This window comes from Terrisphaera buseokensis (genome assembly GCF_047521145.2).
Lineage (GTDB): Bacteria > Verrucomicrobiota > Verrucomicrobiia > Opitutales > Opitutaceae > ER46.
On sequence record NZ_CM134186.1, the window covers coordinates 1135937 to 1153488 of the forward strand.

Genomic DNA, 17552 nt, shown 5'->3' on the forward strand with positions numbered 1-17552 from the left:
TGCTGACGATGACGCTGTTGCGGGTGGGCAACTACTTCGCGTTTCACCAGTCGCGCCTGACGTGGGTGCAGGCGTGGCCGGCCCTTTCGCTCGGATTGCGTTTTGATTTGCGGGTCGTGGGTGGGACGGCGCTGGCCGCCATCGTGTGGGGCGCGATCCCCTGGTTCGATCCCTTCCGCGCGAAGTCCGGCCGGCGCCTGTGGCTGACGCTCGTGGCGGTGGCGAGCTTCGTGCTCGTGGTGTTTTACGTCGGGGATTTCCTGCATTATCGCTATCTCAGCCAGCGGCTCAACGCATCGGTGCTCGGCTTCCTCGGTGACGCGCGCATTGCCGTGGCGATGGCGTGGCAATCGTATCCGCTCGTGCGGATCGCGCTGATCGTCGCAGCGACCGTCGCGGGCCTGAGCTGGCTGGCGGGCCGATATCACCGCCGTCTCGCCGCCTCGACGGTGAGCGGGCCGCGCGGATGGAAGCGCACCGCCTGGTACACGACGGCCGTCTGCGGCTGCGTGGTCGGCATGTTTGGCCGGATTGGCCAGTATCCGCTGCGTTGGAGCGACGCCTTCAACCTCCGCAACGACGCGAGCGCGAACCTCGCGCTGAATCCCTTCCAGTCGTTCTTCAGTTCGCTGGGCTTTCAGGGCTCCGGCTACGATCTCGAGCGCGTGCGCGCGCATTATCCGCGGATGAGCGAGTACCTCGGCGTGCCGGTGAAAGACGCGACGCAGCTGGCCTTCGCGCGCGAGGTTCCGGCGCAGCCGACGCTCCTCGCGCCCGCGGGCGGACCGCCGCTCAATGTCGTGCTCGTGATCTGCGAGTCGTTCAGCGCGTACAAGAGCTCGATGTGGGGCAATCCGCTGGATACGACGCCTTTTTTTGCGGAGATCGCGCGGCAGGGTGTTTTTTTCGACAACTGCTTCACGCCGCACGTTGGCACGGCGCGTGGCGTGTGGGCCACGATCACCGGCCTTCCGGATGTCGAACCGCAGGAAACCGCGAGCCGCAATCCCGGGCTCGTCGACCAGCACACGCTCATCAATCAATTCGTCGCCCACGAAAAACTCTACTTCCTCGGTGGCAGTTCCAGCTGGGCCAACATCCGCGGCCTGCTCACGAACAACATCCAGGGGCTGCGCCTGTATGAGGAAGGCAGCTACACGTCGCCGCGCATCGACGTGTGGGGCATCAGCGACAAGAGTCTTTTCCTCGAGGCGAACGCCGTGCTGCGCGCGCAGACGAAACCATTCTTCGCGGTCATCCAGACGGCCGACAACCACCGGCCGTACACGATTCCGGCGGAGGACCGGAAGGAGTTCACGCTGAGCCAGGTAGCCGCGGCCGATCTGAAACGGGGCGGGTTCGAATCGATCGAGGAGTTGAATGCATTTCGCTACACCGACTTTGCCTTTCGGAAATTCTTCGAAGCCGCGCGCAAGGAGGCTTACTTCGACCGCACGCTCTTCGTCTTCATCGGCGACCACGGCATCGGCGGCGACGCCGGTCAGATGTTTCCTGCGGCGTGGACCTCCGGCAACCTTACACGCTACCACGTGCCACTGCTCTTCTACGCGCCGGGCCGGCTGCCTGCCCAACGCCTTCACGCCGTCGCTTCGATGGTCGACGTCCTGCCCACCATCGCCGGTCTCGCCGGCATTGCGTACCGCAACAACGCGCTCGGCCGCGATCTGCTGCGGCAGCAGGCGATTGACGGCGGGCGTTCGAACGCCGCGTTCGTCATCGACCACCACAGCAAGACCATGGGAGTCGTGCATCAGTCGCATCTCGGCACGCAGTCGATCGCCGGTGGCCGGGAGGAGCTGGCGTGGGCTGACTTCGCATTGCCGCCGCCGACGGCCGGAGCCGCTGAGCCCGCGGCCATACCGCACCACGAGCTTGCGCGCGGCCTGTATGAAACGTCGCGCTATCTGCTTCGCCACAATCGCAAGCCCGGGGGATCCGGGCCCGTGACGTCTGATTGAGCAATCCATGCTGCTCCGTCTGACGTCCCGCTGAGTCACCCCGCCCCGTGAGTTCCCCCGTCACCCCCGACTTCCCAAAGCCCGCGGCCGCCGCTTGCGGTGGGATCGTGCCGCTGCAGCGCGGTCTTCTCGTGGCCCTGACGTTGGTGGCGGCGCTGATTGCCACGCGTGACGCCACCGTCGGTGGGATCGTGGCGCCGACCCGGCTGGCTTCCGCTCGCAGCATCGCCGAGGACGGCGCCAAGACTGCGACCGCGCCGGTGTTTCGCTCCCGCTGGGTCACGCCCCGCAGTCATACGCCGGTCGCGCACAGCGCCGCGACGTGCACGCTGCCCGGCGGGGATTTGTTTGCCGTCTGGTACGGCGGTTCGCGGGAGGGGGCGACGGACGTGGCGTTGTACACCGCGCGGCGGCCGGCGGGTGGGCGCGGCTGGAACGCGCCCGTCAAAGTCGTCGATCGTGCGCTGGCGGAGTCGGAGCTCGAGCGCTCGGTCAAGAAACTCGGCAACGCCGTGGTCTTCGCCGATCGCAGCGGCATCGTCTGGCTGGTCTATGTCAGCGTGACGGTCGGCGGCTGGTCCGGCAGTGCGCTCAATGTGAAGACCTCGCGCGACGAGGGCCGCACGTGGAGTGAGAGCCGCCGCCTGACGCTCAATCCCTTTCTCAACGTCGCCTCGCTCGTGCGCAACAAGCCGATCCTCGCGACCGACGGCCGGATCGGGCTGCCGGTGTATCACGAATTCGCGCTGAAGTTTCCGCAGATGCTGTGGCTGACGCCCGGCCCGGACGGCACCGTCGCCGAATACCGAATACGCAACCTCACCCATCAGGCGGGACTGATTCAGCCGACCTTGGTGCCGCTCGACAACGATCGCGTCCTGATGATGCTGCGGGACCGGAGCGATCAACGGCGGATGCGCACGGCATATTCGGAGGACAACGGGTGGACGTGGTCCGATGCCGGCATCAGCAGCCTGCCGAATCCGGACGCGGCGGTGGACGCGGTGCGGTTGCGTGACGGGAGAATTCTGCTCGCCTACAACGACGCTTCGAGCGGCCGGGAAAATCTCCGGCTCGCGGTCTCGGCCGACGCCGGCCGGTCGTGGCGGCCGGGTCCGGTGATCGAGTCGGGGCAGGGGAAGGAATACTCGTATCCGTTCCTGATCGAGGGCGCGGACGGCCTGATCCATCTGACCTACACGTGGGAACGGACGCGGATCAAGCACGTGGAGTTCAACGTGGCGTGGCTCAACCAGGACGGCGGCACGCGGGAGGGGATTGCCCAATGAACGATGGAGTCGTCCCCCTTTTTTACGGTCTGGCCTGCGGCGCGGTCGTGTGGCTCGCGCTCCTCTGGACTGGCGCGCGATTCCCCATCCTCCGGCGCGGCCTCGGACTGACCTGCGTGTGCGCATCGGCCACGCTGCTGTTCCTGTTTATCCCCATTTACGAAATGTATGTGTGGAACTGGGCGTACAGTTTCTGCTCCAACCCCAGTCTCCCGTTGCTCGGCATCGTGTGTGCCGCGATCGGGCGGCAGCTCGGCGGTCGGGCAATTCTAAAAGCGGCGGACTGGCGCGCGCTGTGGCGGTTTGGCGCGATCGGTGGGAGCGTGCTCTACCTGCATCCGCTCGTTTTCCGTTCGGTCGATTTGTACTACTGGGGCTGGCACCACGAGGTCGCCGTGTGGAGCCTGGCGATCCTGGCCGTCGTGCCGCTGGCCGGTGGCAATCGCGCCGGTGTGTTTTTCCTGGCGGCTTTGATCGCGTACGAATGTGAAGTCATCGAGTCGCGCAACGCGTGGGATCACGTGATCGATCCGTTCTACTGGCTGCTCAGCGTCGTCGTCCTCGCGACGCAACGCCTCCATCGCTGGCTCGCCCGGCGGGAGCGGCGCGAAAGTTTGAATGGGATCGAGTGGGACCGCGACCGCCCCCGGTCGCTCTAGTTGGGAAGCGACCGGGGGCGGTCGCGGTCCCAGTACGTCTGATCCCAGGACGTCCGGTCCCCGTCCTCGCAACAAAGTTACTCAGCTCCGCACGCCGAGGCCGATATCCCGTCGCAGGTAAGCGATCGATTTCTCGATTTCGGCTTTCTGGAAATCCTGCGTGGCTTTCTTGCCTTCGGGCCCGGCGGGCGCCTTGAACGGCGTGAGCGGGCGGCCGCGCTTGGCGAGCGCCTCGAACTTCGCGAGCTTGTCGGGCCGCTTGTCGTAGAATTTCCAGAACTCCGGCTGCTTGTACGGAAACGCCCGCTGTGATCCGGAAATCGTTTCGATGATGATCGGCACGCCGGGGCAGAGTTCGCGCCAGCGCGCGGAATATTTCTTCCAGTCGATCAGGCCGTCGCCCGCCGCGGTCCACTGCACCGCCGCGCCCTCGGGCGTTTCCCAAATCATGTCGTCCCGCAGGCTCGAGCAGATCGTCACCGGTCCCAGCGTCTCGAGCACGTCCTGCGGATCCTCGAGCGTCCAGGCGGCGTTGCCGGAGTCGATGTTGGCGCCGACGAAATCCTTGCCGGCGGCTTCAATCAACTGCCGCAGCTCCCACGAATGCATGTCGCCGGCGTGGTTCTCGACGGCCACCTTGACGCCCGCGTCCATCGCATCGCGCCGGCACGACTTGATCACCGTCACCATGTCGGCGATCCGCGCCTGGATGCCGCCCTCGGTCTTGCGATCCTCCATGTTGCCGAGGACGACGCGAAACACCGGCGACCCGAGCGCCTTGGCGGCGCGGATGCCGAGCCGAAGATGCTCCTCGGCCGTGCCACGATTCGGGCGGAATGATTTCGAGGTGGGACAGATGCTCCAGCTGCCAAGATAGAGCGCCACACCGGCGTCGTCAGCCTGGCGTTTCACCTCGCGCAGTTTCGCGTCCTCGAGGCTTTCGAAGGCGTCGAGATCGGAAATGAGCAGTGCGTCGCACTTGAGCGACGCGGCGTAGGTGATCAGCTCCGGCGCCTTCCAGCCCATCGCGCGGACGGCGAAGTTGTCGAGGCCGAGCTTGATTTTCGAGGCCGGCGAGGGCGTGGCGGCGACCAGCGGGCGCGCGGCCACGAGGGCGGAGGCGGTGGCGAGACTGGAAAGAAAGGAGCGGCGTTTCATGGGGCGGGAGCGGGGAGCGAAACCAAGCCGGCGCGTGGTGTCGATGCCGAGTTGCACGCGCGGAGCCGGGCCTTCATCGCCCGGCTCCGTGCGGTCCGCGGACCGCCCTCTCAATAGCCCGGTCCGGTCCCGTGGTCGTCCTGCGGCACGGCGTCGTGCGGCGCTTCGGCCGCTTCCATCTCGACGCCCGCCCGTTCCAGCTCGTCGCGCACCGGCGCGAGAAACGCCTCGGCGAATTCGTCGAGTCGGAAGGTGAGCTCGAGGGGTTGCTGGCCGGTGACGAACTCGAGCACATCGGCGAGATCCATCAGGTCCTCATCGGCGAAGTGCTCCTCGATCACCGACTGCCGGCCATCGAGGGCGGTGAGCGCGGCCCAGTAGTGCTCGGCCTCGGGATCGGGCGAGGTGAGCGTGACGCTCCCGGTGAGTCGGGCGCGCGCGATGCGGCGGCCGAATTTGCCCAGCGTGGCGTAGGCGAACGCGAGGTTCGCGAGGCGGGCTTGTTGGAGGAAAGCCTGGCGTTGCGTAAGAAGCGTGGTGAGTTTCTTCATGGGAATCCTGGGTGCGGTTGCACGTTTCGGGATGGGTTGAACAACTCCACTGCGCTGACGGCTGAAATGAACGGCGGGCGTCGATTCCGCGGACGCAGCTGCGCCCGTGGGATCGACTGGACCCTGGCTTGCTGGCACTGTCGGCTAACGCTCTGTCACTGTCGCGCTGACACGGACACGTCGCTGACACTTCCTATCGGCTGTCTCACTGTCGGACTCAAATCACGATATCCACCGTGCATCTGAACACTGACCGGACTGGCTTCCGCAAAGCTGCTGAAGGTGAGGCGGCGTAGGCAAACGGAATCTTCTTTGGCCGCGATGGCAAACGAGCCCGTGTGATTGTGCGCCGTTGGCCCACGCGTGACGCTAACGTTTCGCGGCCGCCGCGTCGCGGGCCTCGGCCGCGAGCCGGTCGTTCTCTGTTGTGAGCGTTTCCCGCTGGGCGCGAAGATCCTCGACCAGATCGCTCAACGCACCGCACATGACGGCGGTCTCGCCCTCGCCCTTGGGCCGCGGCAGCACGGCCAGGATGTCTCCCGCGCGAATCCGATCCGCGGCGAGTGCCACGGATCGCAACCGCCGGGCGTGCCGGCCCGCGATCATCCAGCTGGCGCAGGTGGCGACAATCGCCAGCGTGAAGCCCCAGATCGCAATCGCCCGCTCGAGCTGTGTCACCGCAGCGAATACACGTTCTGCGGGCTGCCGGACCACCGTCAGCCAGCTCAGGCCGCGATAGTCGCGGAACCCGCGGCTGCGCACGAAGCCCGTGAGATAGGTCGAGCCGCCGGCGGCGTTTTCAATCAGGTAGCCGCGATGACGCCGGCCTTCGCCCATCGCCGGCGGCTCCGGCGGCTGCGTCCACCCCGACACGCCCGAATCCAGCAGCACGTCGCCGGTGGCGCCGTAGACCGTCAGGCCGATTCGCTCCCGCGCCGACGTTTCGCTCACGACCGAAAGCTGCACGGCGTGCGTCCAGTTCCAGCGTACGTGTGCCGCCAATACGCCGGCAAACTGCCCATCCGGACCTGTGACGGGCACGGCCAGATCGAGAAAACGCGTCTGGGGCGATCCGTCATCCGCCGGCGGAAGCGCGCGCGTGAGATCAGAAAACTCATGCAGCGCGCCGATGTGCGGGTACTCGCGTGCCCCGCGAAACCACGGCCGCGTCCCGGCCTCCGTTCCCTCGAAAAGACGGTTCGTGGCGGCAACGACGCGTCCGCTCACATCCGTGAGCCCGATCCACGCGAAGTCCGGCGTGGCGACCTGAACCGACTCCAGCAGCCGGCGGCGATCCGCGACCGCGATGCCTTCGCCGCGCACGGGCGCGAGATCCGCGGCGAGGGTCAGGGTTCGGTAGCGCTCATAAAGCGTGCGGTCGATCTTGTCGCTCATCTGCACCGCGAGCGTTTCGAAATGTGATCCCGCCGCGGCCTCGAGCGAACGCCGGTACAGTTTGCCGGTGACGTTGCTCAGAAACAACGTCGCCACCACCGTGGCACCGCCGACCAGCAGGGCCGCGCGCGCGCGCAGGCTGCAGCGGGGATCAAAGATCCACCACCAATCCTGACGCGCTGAAATCGGGGAGCTGGTCGGGCGTGGTTCCATCGTCGTGCAGGACGTGTGGCCGATGAACACGTGACAGGCAATGCACGCGTGCAACGGGACGTCAGGGGCGCAGGCTTCCGGCCCGCAGGGTTTCGGTCGGAGAACTGCAGGCGGGACGCCTGCGCTTCCGGAGTCAGCCGGTCAGTTTCGCTGCAAGCGCGCCGACGGCTGCAGCAGACGGGCGCGCAGCAGATCCACTTGCAAGGAGAGGGCGCGAATCCGGCGGCGCAGCCGCATGGTGCGAGCCGAGTCCTGCTGCCCGACGGCCTGAAGGGCGGAGTCCAGAAGGCGGAGCGCGTCGCGGTAGTCAGTGTCGGTCATCGTAAGGATTAAATCACTACGGACCGTACACTGTCCCGTGGTGACCAACCGGTCGAGGTTCGCGCCGTCAGTACTTACACGCGGCCCTGCTACGCAACGCGTGCACGGCACGGCCAGCCGGAAAAGATCGCCGCCCGCAAATCACGCGAATGGACGCGATTATGATCGGACACAAACAATCGGATTCGCCGCCGGAATTCGCGGCCATTCGCGTGATTCGCGGGCGGTCTTCATCGTCGTTCCGACTCAGGGCATCGGGAACGGCGTCGTGCGCTGGCACAGCTGCAGCGGTACGCCCCACGGATCGCGCATCATGATGAGCAGGGATCCATCCGGCTGCGGATCCTCGAGGAAGAGCGTGGCGCCGGCCTGCTCGAGCCGCGCGCGCTCGGCCCGGGCGTCGACTGCGACCACGGCAACGTGAAAACACAGCGGATGCGTCGCGGCGAAGTCCGGGTAGGCCGCCTTCGGATTTGAATACAGCTCGACGATGATCCGACCGGTGTCGTCCGCGAGGAAGTGCATGAACGGCGCGTCGGGCCGCGAGCGGGCGATCGTCAACCCAAGATGCTGCACATACCAGCGGGCGTGGGCGCGGGCATCGGGGACGTTGAGGGCGAAGTGTTCGAATTTCATGCGGGATCGAGGGGCGTTCAGCTTCGAATGCAGCGGTGAAAGCGCAAGACGCGGAATCGCCCCGACGTGTCGATCCGCCCTCGCCCGGGCCCGTCGCTGCGCGCGCGAGCGAACGCACCGACGCCGCGCGCGCACGCGTGAACTCAGAACGTCACGCCCGCCGAGATCCGGTAGGTGCGCCCCGTCTGCCACACCGCGCCGTAGAAGGCGTCGTCGTCCGCGAGATTGGCGACGTTGAGCTGCACGTTGCCATTGTAGCGGCCGATCTTTCGGCGGTAGCCGAGGTTGAGATCGTAGAGGAAGTGGCTGGGCACGATGCGACGGTCGACCGTGATGTCGCCCGTGGCGGTGCTGACGCTGATCAATTCCGCTTCGCGATTGCCGAGGTATTTCGCCGCCACCATCGCCCACGTGTTTTTCAAGGGTCCCTGCTGGATTTCATAGCGTACGAAGCTGGAGCCGGTGAACTTCGAGATGTCGGTGGACGGCTTGCCGAGGTAGCGACTGGAGCTGCCGCCGGCCGCGACGAACCGCTGCTGGGCGGCGAGGCGGATCGGGTCGGGATTGGCCGGCGTGGCGAACGGCTCGATTTCCTTGATCTGCACGTCGTTCATCGAGACGCCCGCGTTGAAACGCAGATTCCGCAGTGGGATGTAATCGACCTTGAGGTCGAAGCCCTTCGAGTCCGTCGACGTCTTGACGAAGGCGCTGAAGCCCGAGCCGTTGAGGCTGCCGGTGGGCGAGACGAGCAGGTTCTGGATCGCGGCGCCAAAATTCACCGGCCGGTCGGCATCGGTCATGGTGAAGCCCGCGAGGTTCACGAGTAGCTTGTTCTTGAAGAGATCGAGTCGAATGCCGGCCTCCGCATTGTAGACCGTGGCGCCCGCGAGCGCGTTGCCGTTGCCATCGTAGGCCGAGTAGGCGGGGCCGACGTCGATCGAACTCATCGAGTTGGCGTAAAGACGCACCCAGTCGATCGGGAGCCAGATGACGGTGAAACTCGGCGCGGTGTTGCGCACGGGTTCGGGGCGGCGCACGCCGTTGAGCGTTGAACCGCTGCCGGCGGGCGCCGGACCGTTCCAGAGGTAGTTGCCGCTGGCATCGTAAACGATGCCGCCGCGGTCATTGCGGGTGTCGAAGAGACCGATGATCGTCTGAAGGCGATCACGGAAAAAGCTGCTCTGGAGATTCGCGTACAGATTCCGGTCCCAGAAATACGACGTGAGATACGATGAGCGCGTGCCGATCGCGGTCTCCGGGCCCTGCGGGTATTGGTTAATCGCCGCGTGGTTCCAGCGCTGCACGGTCTTGAAGTCGCGCGGGTCGCGGAAGCGAGTCAGGATGACGTCATTCGACAGCGCCTCCCAGCGTTGGGTGGCGGGATCGTTCGGCGCCCCGGTGTTGCCGTAATAGAAATTCTGATTCGCCGCGTTGTTGCCCGACGTGAGCGGGCCGTAGCTGATGCCGGTGATCATCCGGTGTTTCACCGGACCGGTGTCGAAGGCGAAGTACAGTTCCGATTTCCACGTCGGTCGGACCGTGCGCGACGAGTTCGTGATGTTGTTGGGCCGGATGTCGAGGATCTGCGGCTGACCGGTGCCCTGTGTCGGACGCAGCAGCGCGAGAAAACGCGGGTCGTCGCGAATGCGCAGCGGGATCGACGCGTCGTTGGCGTTGCGCAGCGCGATGTTGAAGCTGCGGTCGCGGACGTTGATGTCCTCGGCACTGTAGCCGCCCCACCATTGGATGTTGTCGGAGAAGCGATGATCGAGCCGGTACGTGCGGACGTAGGTGCGCTCCTTGCGGAACGTGTCCGGTCCCTCGAAACGAAAGTCGCGCTGGTTCGGGGTCGTCAGCACCCGATTCGTGCCGGGCCGGTCCGCGATGAGCGAGCCGTAGAAGCTGCCGTCGGGCGCGCGCGTGTTGTCGGTCAGAAAGAAATTCCGGATGTTGTCGCGGGTGTTGTAACGGGCCTCCCACGACGCCAGCAGCGAGGTCTTCGGGCCGAGCTTGAGCGTGAGCGCGGGGTTCAGGACGAACGTATCCGTCTTGTAATACATCGCATTGCTTTCACCCGATTGATACGAGAGCGGCAGTGCGAAGCCGATGCGCCCGCCTTTGTCGACCGGGCCGGACCAGAGCAGCTCGGCGCGGCGGAAATTGAAGGAACCGAAGCTCGTGCCGAGACGGGCGACGGGACGGTTCCCGGCGAGCACGCTGCTGACGTTGACCACGCCGCCCGTGCCGCCCTGGCCGTAGAGCGCGCCGCCCGGGCCCTTGATGATGTCGGCGCGGCTGATCGTGATCGGATCGATCGGCACGAAACGGCGAAAGCCGTCCTTGTTCGTGGCGGCGGCAATGCCGCGGATGAGCAGCGTGTTGTTCTCGGGATTGTCCTTGGTGCCGCCGGTGCCGCCCGCGGTGGTGTCGAGCTGGATGCCGCTGACGTACTCGAGGGCGTCGCGGAGATCGAGCGCGCCGATGTCGCGCATGAACGCCGGGGTGAGCACCTCGATGTTCATCGGCAGATCCTTGATCGGCGTGTTGTAGCGCGTGCCGGTGGTCGTGTTGGCCGCGCGGTACTCGTCATCGTTCTGCGCGGTGACTTGGAACACGCTGAGCGTGACGACGTCCTTGTCGGTGGCGACAGCGGCGCGCGGTGGCGTCGGGGCCAGTTGCGCGCGGGTGAACGGCGCCGTGGTCAGCGACGCGAGGGTGAGCAGGAGCAGGGAGGGTTTCATGAGGCCAGGGTGATGCTAACAGAAACAGGCGGACAGGGGATCGGGCGCAAAGCCGGTCGGCGGCGGGTCTGCCGGGGCCAACCGGCGCGAATTCTCGCCAATCCCCGGGCTCCGGCAACCGCTGTTTTAGTTTACGTCAACCAAAGGCTGGCCGCAGCCGCGCTGGTCACGTGCCCAGGGCGGCCGCGGTGCCGCGTTTCTGCCAGCGGTAGGTCGCCAGAGACGTTCGCCAGAAGTATGACTCGGCCACCGCCCGGGGTTGCGCGGCAAAGTAACGGGCCACGATGCCATGAATGCTCGCATAGGGTGCGATCCGGTTGCTGACCGGCCAGTTGCTGCCGAACATCACGCGCTCCGGCCCGAAACGCTCCAGCAGGGCGTCGAGCGCGGGCTGATAGAACGCCGGATCGGTCACGAGCTCGCCGCCGCGAAGGCGCGCGACCTCGGAGATCTTGATGACGACATTCCGCTGCGCCGCGCAGGCTGCGACGGCGGTGTGCAGCGCGCCGACGTTGCCGTCCCAGTCCTTGAACGGCAGATGATCGATCACCACCGGCAGGCTGGGAAATGCCTGCGCCAGCGCGACGGCGGGCGCGAGGACGGCCGCGCCACCCAGGACGTCGATCGCCAGCCCGGCGTCGGCCACGCGCCTGAGGTCGGCGGCTGTCGCCGGTTGGCTGAAACCGTTCACGTCGGACGTGCGGAGGCGGAGCCCGCGGAACAGGGAATTGGCCGTGAATCGCCGCAGGTCCGCCGCAAACGCGGGGCGGCCGGGCCGGAGCTGGCCGACGACGCCCACGATGGCGGTTTCGTTGCGGGCGAGGTCGAGCAACCACGCGTTGTCCTCGACCCATTCACTGGCCTCGACCACGACCGCGCCGACGACGTGCGCCGCGGCCGCGAGCGGACGAAAATCGTCCGGCAGGTGCGGCTTGTAGAGGATGGGTTCCGTCTTCGGCGGCCAGGGCACCCCGGCGGGGCGCGACGGATCGTAGAGATGAATGTGCGTGTCGATCGCGGGCACGGCCTGCTCGGCGGCCACGACGGTCGACGTTCCGATCAACGCGGTGGAAGCGATCGTCGAAGTCCGGATGAAGTCTCGGCGAGTCATGGAGACGAGCAGGATTTGTTTCTGAAGCGCCGTTGGTCACGGCGACGATCGACGCGGTCCGGGCTGACGGGATCCACGAGGAACAGCCGCGCTTGCGGTGGGTCGACCGCGTAGCAGCGATTTCGTCGCGTGAAGCTAGTCGGCTTTCTTCTTGGCCGCTTTCGTGGCGGCGGCGACTTGGGGTTTGCGCACTAAGACCGGCACGGCGTTTGGCTGCGGCGCACCGGGGGTGGTGCGACCGGCGGCGACCTGTTGCTCGAGGAGCTTCGTCAGGCGGGCGACGATCTCGGGATGCTGCGCATAGACGTTTTTCTCCTCCGCGAGATCGCCGTCGGCGATGCGGTAGAGCTGGGTTTCAGGCAGGCCCTGCTTTCTCGCCTCGGGATCGCGCGGAGCGGACCAGCCGCCGCTGCCCGGGCAGAGCGCGAGTTTCCACGGACCCTGGCGGATCGCGAAGGCGCCAGTGATGGTGTGATGCACGACGGATTCGCGGGCGGAGGTGCCCGTGCCCGTGAGATTCGCGAGGAAACTGAAACTGTCCTCGGCGGCGTTGGCGGGCAGGCGGGCACCGACAATCTCCGCGCACGTGGCGAAGACGTCGGTGAGACACACGAGTTGATCGGAAACGGCGGGCTTCACGCGTGCGGGCCAGCGCACGAAGAACGGCACGCGGTGGCCGCCGTCGAACGCATCGGCCTTGTGGCCGCGGAGCGGGCCGCTCACGGCGTGGCCTTTTTCCTGCAGGACTTCGATTTTTGCCGAAGGCGAGCAACCGTTGTCGCTGGTGAAAATCACGAGGGTGTTGTCGGCGACACCGGCCCGGTCGAGGGCGGCGAGCACCTCGCCGACGGCCGCGTCGGTCTCCATCACGAAGTCGGCGTAGAGGTTCAATCCGCTCTTGCCGATCCACGCCTGGTTCGGGGCGATGGGCGTGTGCGGTGAAGCCAGGGGCAGGTAGAGGAAGAACGGCTGGCCGGTGCGGGCGCGCTCGGTGATCGTGTTGACCGCCTGCCGGGTGAATTCGGGGAGAACGTGTTCGACTTCGAAGCCGGGAGCGGCCGGACCGACGCGGCAATCGGCGGGATAGCCGGGATGCAGCGGCCAGGTCCGGTCGAGCGTCGGTTGCACCGTGACGCGATCGTTCTCGATGAACGTATATGGCACCATGTCGAGCGAGGCGCTGATGCCGAAATAGCGATCGAAGCCGACGCTGGTGGGGCCGTTGGCGATCGGTTTCGTGTAGTCGACGTTGCGCACCTGTTCGGCGGTCTCGACGGAGAGTTCGGCGACGGTTTTGCCGGGCAGCTTCACCCAGTCCATGCCGAGATGCCATTTGCCCACGGCGGTGGTGTGATAGCCCTGGGCTTTCAACATCGACGCCATCGTCGCGCGTCCCGGTTCGATCAACCGCGGCGAGAGTCCGCCGAGCACGCCGGATTGCAGCTTGGTGCGCCAGTTGTAGCGGCCGGTCAGCAGACCGTAGCGGGTCGGCGAACACACGGACGACGGCGTGTGGGCGTCGCTGAAACGCACGCCCTCGCGTGCAATGCGATCCATGTGCGGCGTGGCGATCTTGCTCGCGGGATTGTTGGCCTTCACGTCGCCGTAGCCGAGATCGTCGCAGAGAATGAGAACGATGTTCGGCCGGGTCGGGTTGGCCGCGGATGGGGCGCTCGCGGCGAACGCACCGCCAGCCACCAGTGTCAGAATGAGCGCGAGGGGAAACGCGGGGAATTTCATGGGGTGGGCCGTGGGTCTATTGCCCGCGCGCCTCCGCGTAAAGCTCCACGTGAACGCTGGCGCGAGGGAATCGCGCTCCCGATTTTCGACTACCGCGCGCCGCGACGTTACGCGGCCGGCTCCTTGAGCACGTTGATGCTTTCGAGCTGGCTGAGTCGGATCAGTTCCACCCGGCCAGTTTGGTCGGTGAAAACCAACGTCGCCAAATCGCGACCCAGTGCGGCGAAATCGGGGTGCTCCACGTGATACTCGCGTCCACTCACCATCCGGATGACGAAGGGATCGGTGCCGTGAAGAATCGTGCGGATCTGGTCGAGCGTCATGACGGGGAGAGTGTGGGCGAAGCGGGAAAATAATCAAACGGACTTCGTCACGAAACCTGCGCGGCGGATACCCAAAGTGCGGCCGCCTTTATCATTCGGGCAACCCCGATTCCCACCGGCCAGTCACGCGTTGACTCCCCGGGGCACCTTCGTTTTTTGGCGTTCGTGGTCTCCCCGCCACGGTCCGGTTCGAGCTGCGTCTTTCACTTCCGTTTTCTTCCATGGCTTCCGTATCTCCGGACCATCGCGTCCGCTTTGTCCTGATCGCCGGTGTCATGCTGGCCAACGTCCTCAGTCCCGTCGTCCGCGCGGCGGGGACTGTCATCACGACATTGCCCAACAGTTCCGTCACCACGCGCAAGCCGCCGGTCAGCCTGGCCAGCCTGCCCACGCCCCAGACCGGCGGTGCGTTGAAGGTGCTGCTCGTCGACGATGACGCCTCGGAAAACAATCTCGGCGGCGATCCCGGCATGACGCTGAAGTCGGATGAGATCTACCGCGAACTCATCTCCGCCGCGGTCGGCGGCGTCGCCAACGCCTGGTCCGTCGAGGTGGTCAAGGCCCGGCAGCCCGGCCCCGCTTTCGAGCGGCTGCGCGCCTTCAATCTCATCGTCTGGTACACGGGCGGAGCCTATGGCGGCAACTACGACACCCTCGGTCGTGATGACGAGGCGGCCCTGCGCCGTTACCTCGAGGAAGTCGGCGGCGCGGTCGTGATCATCTCGCCGGGCTACGTGAACAACCTGGTGTATGGACAATCCTGGGACGCCGCCGACCATCCGTTCCTCAAGGAAGTCCTGGCGGTGAACGGCTGCCTCGGCCTCGCCGAGCGCGGCGTGGCGGGAACGGTGACCGCTCACGACGGCTCGACCTACACTGTCGCGCACCCGGGGGCCGCGCCGACGCTCTTCAGTTTCGTGCACTCCAACGGTGCCGCGCTGGTGTTCACGCACGGCACGCGTTCCCGCACCACGACGACGGAAGATGCCCGCCCCGTCGCCGTGGCCAACGCCCACGGCCGAGGCCGGATCGTCTACGCGGGCTTCACCGTCGAGAATGTTCCGGACAAAGAGCGCGCGCGGGCCTTCGGCGTGTTGCTGTCAGCTGCAACCGGCCGACCGCTCGATCTCGCACCGGTCGCGTCCGTGCCACCGCCGGTCATCACTGAAGTGATGAGCTATCACGCGGGCTGGCGCTCCGTGCGTTGGACGTATCCGGCGCCTCGTGACGGCATCGATCACTTCGATGTCATCCGCCGCGAAAACGGCCAGTGGCGCGTGCTCGCCCAGGGCTTCACGGCCGGCAACGCGACCGGCAGCTATGTGTATGAAGACCGATCCTTCTGCGCGACGGACACCGCGTATCGTGTGGCCGTGGTCACCAAGGACGGTCGTCGGGCCGAGGCGTCGGCGGATTCGTTTTCCATCCAGCCCGATCCGGCGCCGGTGATCAACGTGATGCAGTCGGGACCCAACGAAGTGACCGTCGCGTGGGGGGCCGGGTATGTCCCCGGGCCCGGATCCGACTGGTTGAGTCTCCGTTATCTCGTGCAGGGCCCCGGTCTGCCCGCGGCGGGCCAGTGGGTCGACACCGCCGCGGTCTACGAGTTCGTGAAGGACCGGGATAACAACTTCGTGCGCGTGATCGCCGCCGGTTCGAACCACCGCTCGGTCGTGCTGAAAAACGTCCCGCTCGGTAAACACCAGATCCGCGTCACGCCCGATTACGGGGTCGGCACCGTGCGCCTGCTCTCCCCCAATCCGGCCATTCTCACCGTCGAGGTGCTCCGGTGGAGCGGGCCCGTGGCCGCAACGACCCAGACGTTGTCCGTCACGCCGGCCGTCACCGCTCGCCCGCCGGTCACGCCTGTGCCCGCGCCGACGGCGACTCAGCTGCCGGCTCCCGGAACGGGTGCGATCCAGACCTTGAAGGTCGCCCCGCCGGGGCCAGTGCCGCAGCTCTTCAAGGTGACGCCGATCAATCCCGCGGGCGGCGGCGGTTATACCTTTTCGTGGACGAATGTCGGCGATCCGCAGTTCCGCACGCTGTATCGGATTGACGGAGACAAGGTGATTTTCGTGGCCGGACACAAGACCGACACCACGCCGGTCGCGAATCCGGCCGGACCGTTCTCCGACTCGGTCTGGACCGATGAACCGTGGATCTATCCGGGCACGGTGTTCCGGCTGGAGGTGCGCTACCAGGACGGCCGGCGCGCGGAGACGGAGCTGACCTATACCAATCCGCCGCTGCCGCCGACGCCACACGTGCTGAACCTTCAGGCGGTGCAGACCGGGCATCGCCGCGTACGCGTCAGTTGGACCCGGCGGTCGGCGTCCACCGGAACCGCCAACTCGGCGATCCGGATCACCGGGTCCGGGTTGAATTTTTTGGACTGCACCGCTCCCCGCGGCGCGAAGGAGCAATGGGTGGATTTCGACAATGTCCGGGAGGGAAGCCACTTTGTCACCAGCGGGATGCAGGAGGTGTGGGGCAAGCCCCTGCCCGGTGCCGCCCGCGTCACATTCGACGTCCGTCCGATCAGCGATCGCCTTCGGGTCACGCTGCTCGGTTTCCGCGTGGAGCGGAAGACCACCGACGACGACATCTTCGATGGCGACGGTCGTGGCGACGAAGTGTTCTTCACCGCGTTTCGCGCCCTGGTTTCCCTGCGCCCGGGCGAGGCGGTCAGCCCGGCCAGGCCGCTTGGGATCGTGCAATCGGTCGTCATGGGCGACACCAACGGCTTCGCGGATCGCCAGCGGCTGGGCAACGCCGGGCCCACCGGCGGGATTCGCTCGGGTGATGCAGTGCCGTCCGAGGCCGCGCTGGCGGCGCAACCGGGGCTGGCTGTTTCGGCCAACCGTCTGCCCCTTCTGCTTTGGGAAGGTCGGCTTCCCCGCGGCGAGGAAGCCGCTGTCATCGTGCTCAACGGCTGGGAGTGGGATACCGCTCCCGCGATTCCGCCCAACGCCTGGGCCGATCGGTGCAACCAGGTCGTCGCCCAGGATCAGATGGCCGAGATCGCCCGTGAGCAGGCGCGCCACGCCCCGGACATCATCCGCTACCAGCCGCTTTCACTCCCAGACGTGCGTCTCTTCTACGGTGCGAGTACCACCAAGGGTGGCACGCGTCCGCTGGGTGGCGTGCGCGCCGGACCCGACGCCTGGGACTGCATTCCCCAAGGGATCGTGCTCACCCTTCGCAACGCCGAGGCCCTCCTCGGCACGCAGAACGCCGCGGTCGTTACCGCGCCCCTGGCCATGAAGCGCTACTCGATGCCCACGTTGAACAAGGCCGCCGACGAGGATCCCTCGCAGTACACGGCGATACTGCAAATCGAACGCTTGCCGATGACCGACGAGGAGCTGCGGACTTACTCCGGCATGTGGGTCGCCGCGGGCTTCGGCGGCAAGTAGACGCGGCGCCTCCCTGC

The 17552-nt window shown here is 66.4% G+C and carries 13 protein-coding genes; 4 read left to right on the plus strand and 9 right to left on the minus strand.

Annotated elements, in window-relative coordinates:
• The first annotated feature begins 8 nt into the window (after nucleotides 1-8).
• The 3 genes from ACLJEU_RS04080 to ACLJEU_RS04090 are packed head-to-tail and all read left to right on the plus strand — an operon-like array spanning nucleotide 9 to nucleotide 3927.
• A complete protein-coding gene (locus tag ACLJEU_RS04080; RefSeq protein ID WP_457795340.1) occupies nucleotides 9-1979 on the plus strand; it encodes an LTA synthase family protein in 1971 nt (656 codons plus the stop codon).
• Between the two features lie 47 nt (nucleotides 1980-2026).
• Nucleotides 2027-3268, plus strand: a complete 1242-nt coding sequence (locus ACLJEU_RS04085) for a sialidase family protein (RefSeq protein WP_414660844.1) — start codon at nucleotides 2027-2029, stop codon at nucleotides 3266-3268.
• Nucleotides 3265-3927: a hypothetical protein gene (locus ACLJEU_RS04090; RefSeq protein WP_414660843.1), complete on the plus strand. Its 663-nt coding sequence runs from the start codon at nucleotides 3265-3267 to the stop codon at nucleotides 3925-3927. The genes ACLJEU_RS04085 and ACLJEU_RS04090 overlap by 4 nt, the downstream gene beginning before the upstream one ends.
• Nucleotides 3928-4008: 81 nt before the next feature.
• On the opposite strand, the gene ACLJEU_RS04095 is transcribed toward ACLJEU_RS04090, so the two are convergent.
• The 9 genes from ACLJEU_RS04095 to ACLJEU_RS04135 form a co-directional block, all read right to left on the minus strand.
• On the minus strand, nucleotides 4009-5085 hold the full coding sequence (locus ACLJEU_RS04095; RefSeq protein ID WP_414660842.1) for a sugar phosphate isomerase/epimerase family protein: 1077 nt from the start codon (nucleotides 5083-5085) through the stop codon (nucleotides 4009-4011).
• Nucleotides 5086-5195: 110 nt separating this feature from the next.
• Complete coding sequence (locus ACLJEU_RS04100) at nucleotides 5196-5636, minus strand: hypothetical protein (RefSeq protein WP_414660841.1); 441 nt, start codon at nucleotides 5634-5636, stop codon at nucleotides 5196-5198.
• 369 nt (nucleotides 5637-6005) lie between these two features.
• Nucleotides 6006-7244, minus strand: a complete 1239-nt coding sequence (locus ACLJEU_RS04105; RefSeq protein WP_414660840.1) for a cache domain-containing protein — start codon at nucleotides 7242-7244, stop codon at nucleotides 6006-6008.
• A 141-nt stretch (nucleotides 7245-7385) separates the two neighbouring features.
• On the minus strand, nucleotides 7386-7565 hold the full coding sequence (locus ACLJEU_RS04110) for a hypothetical protein (RefSeq protein WP_414660839.1): 180 nt from the start codon (nucleotides 7563-7565) through the stop codon (nucleotides 7386-7388).
• Between the two features lie 246 nt (nucleotides 7566-7811).
• Nucleotides 7812-8201, minus strand: coding sequence for a VOC family protein (locus ACLJEU_RS04115; RefSeq protein WP_414660838.1), 390 nt, complete (start codon nucleotides 8199-8201; stop codon nucleotides 7812-7814).
• A gap of 143 nt (nucleotides 8202-8344) precedes the next feature.
• Nucleotides 8345-10942 carry a TonB-dependent siderophore receptor gene (locus ACLJEU_RS04120; RefSeq protein ID WP_414660837.1) on the minus strand — a complete coding sequence of 866 codons (2598 nt, stop codon included), beginning with the start codon at nucleotides 10940-10942 and terminating at the stop codon, nucleotides 8345-8347.
• A 166-nt stretch (nucleotides 10943-11108) separates the two neighbouring features.
• Complete coding sequence (locus tag ACLJEU_RS04125; protein ID WP_414660836.1) at nucleotides 11109-12053, minus strand: amidohydrolase family protein; 945 nt, start codon at nucleotides 12051-12053, stop codon at nucleotides 11109-11111.
• A gap of 135 nt (nucleotides 12054-12188) precedes the next feature.
• Nucleotides 12189-13793, minus strand: coding sequence for a sulfatase family protein (locus ACLJEU_RS04130; protein ID WP_414660835.1), 1605 nt, complete (start codon nucleotides 13791-13793; stop codon nucleotides 12189-12191).
• A gap of 107 nt (nucleotides 13794-13900) precedes the next feature.
• A complete protein-coding gene (locus tag ACLJEU_RS04135) occupies nucleotides 13901-14116 on the minus strand; it encodes a hypothetical protein (RefSeq protein WP_414660834.1) in 216 nt (71 codons plus the stop codon).
• A gap of 221 nt (nucleotides 14117-14337) precedes the next feature.
• Between ACLJEU_RS04135 and ACLJEU_RS04140 the strand changes: the two genes are divergently transcribed.
• Complete coding sequence (locus ACLJEU_RS04140; protein WP_414660833.1) at nucleotides 14338-17535, plus strand: hypothetical protein; 3198 nt, start codon at nucleotides 14338-14340, stop codon at nucleotides 17533-17535.
• Nucleotides 17536-17552 lie beyond the last annotated feature (17 nt).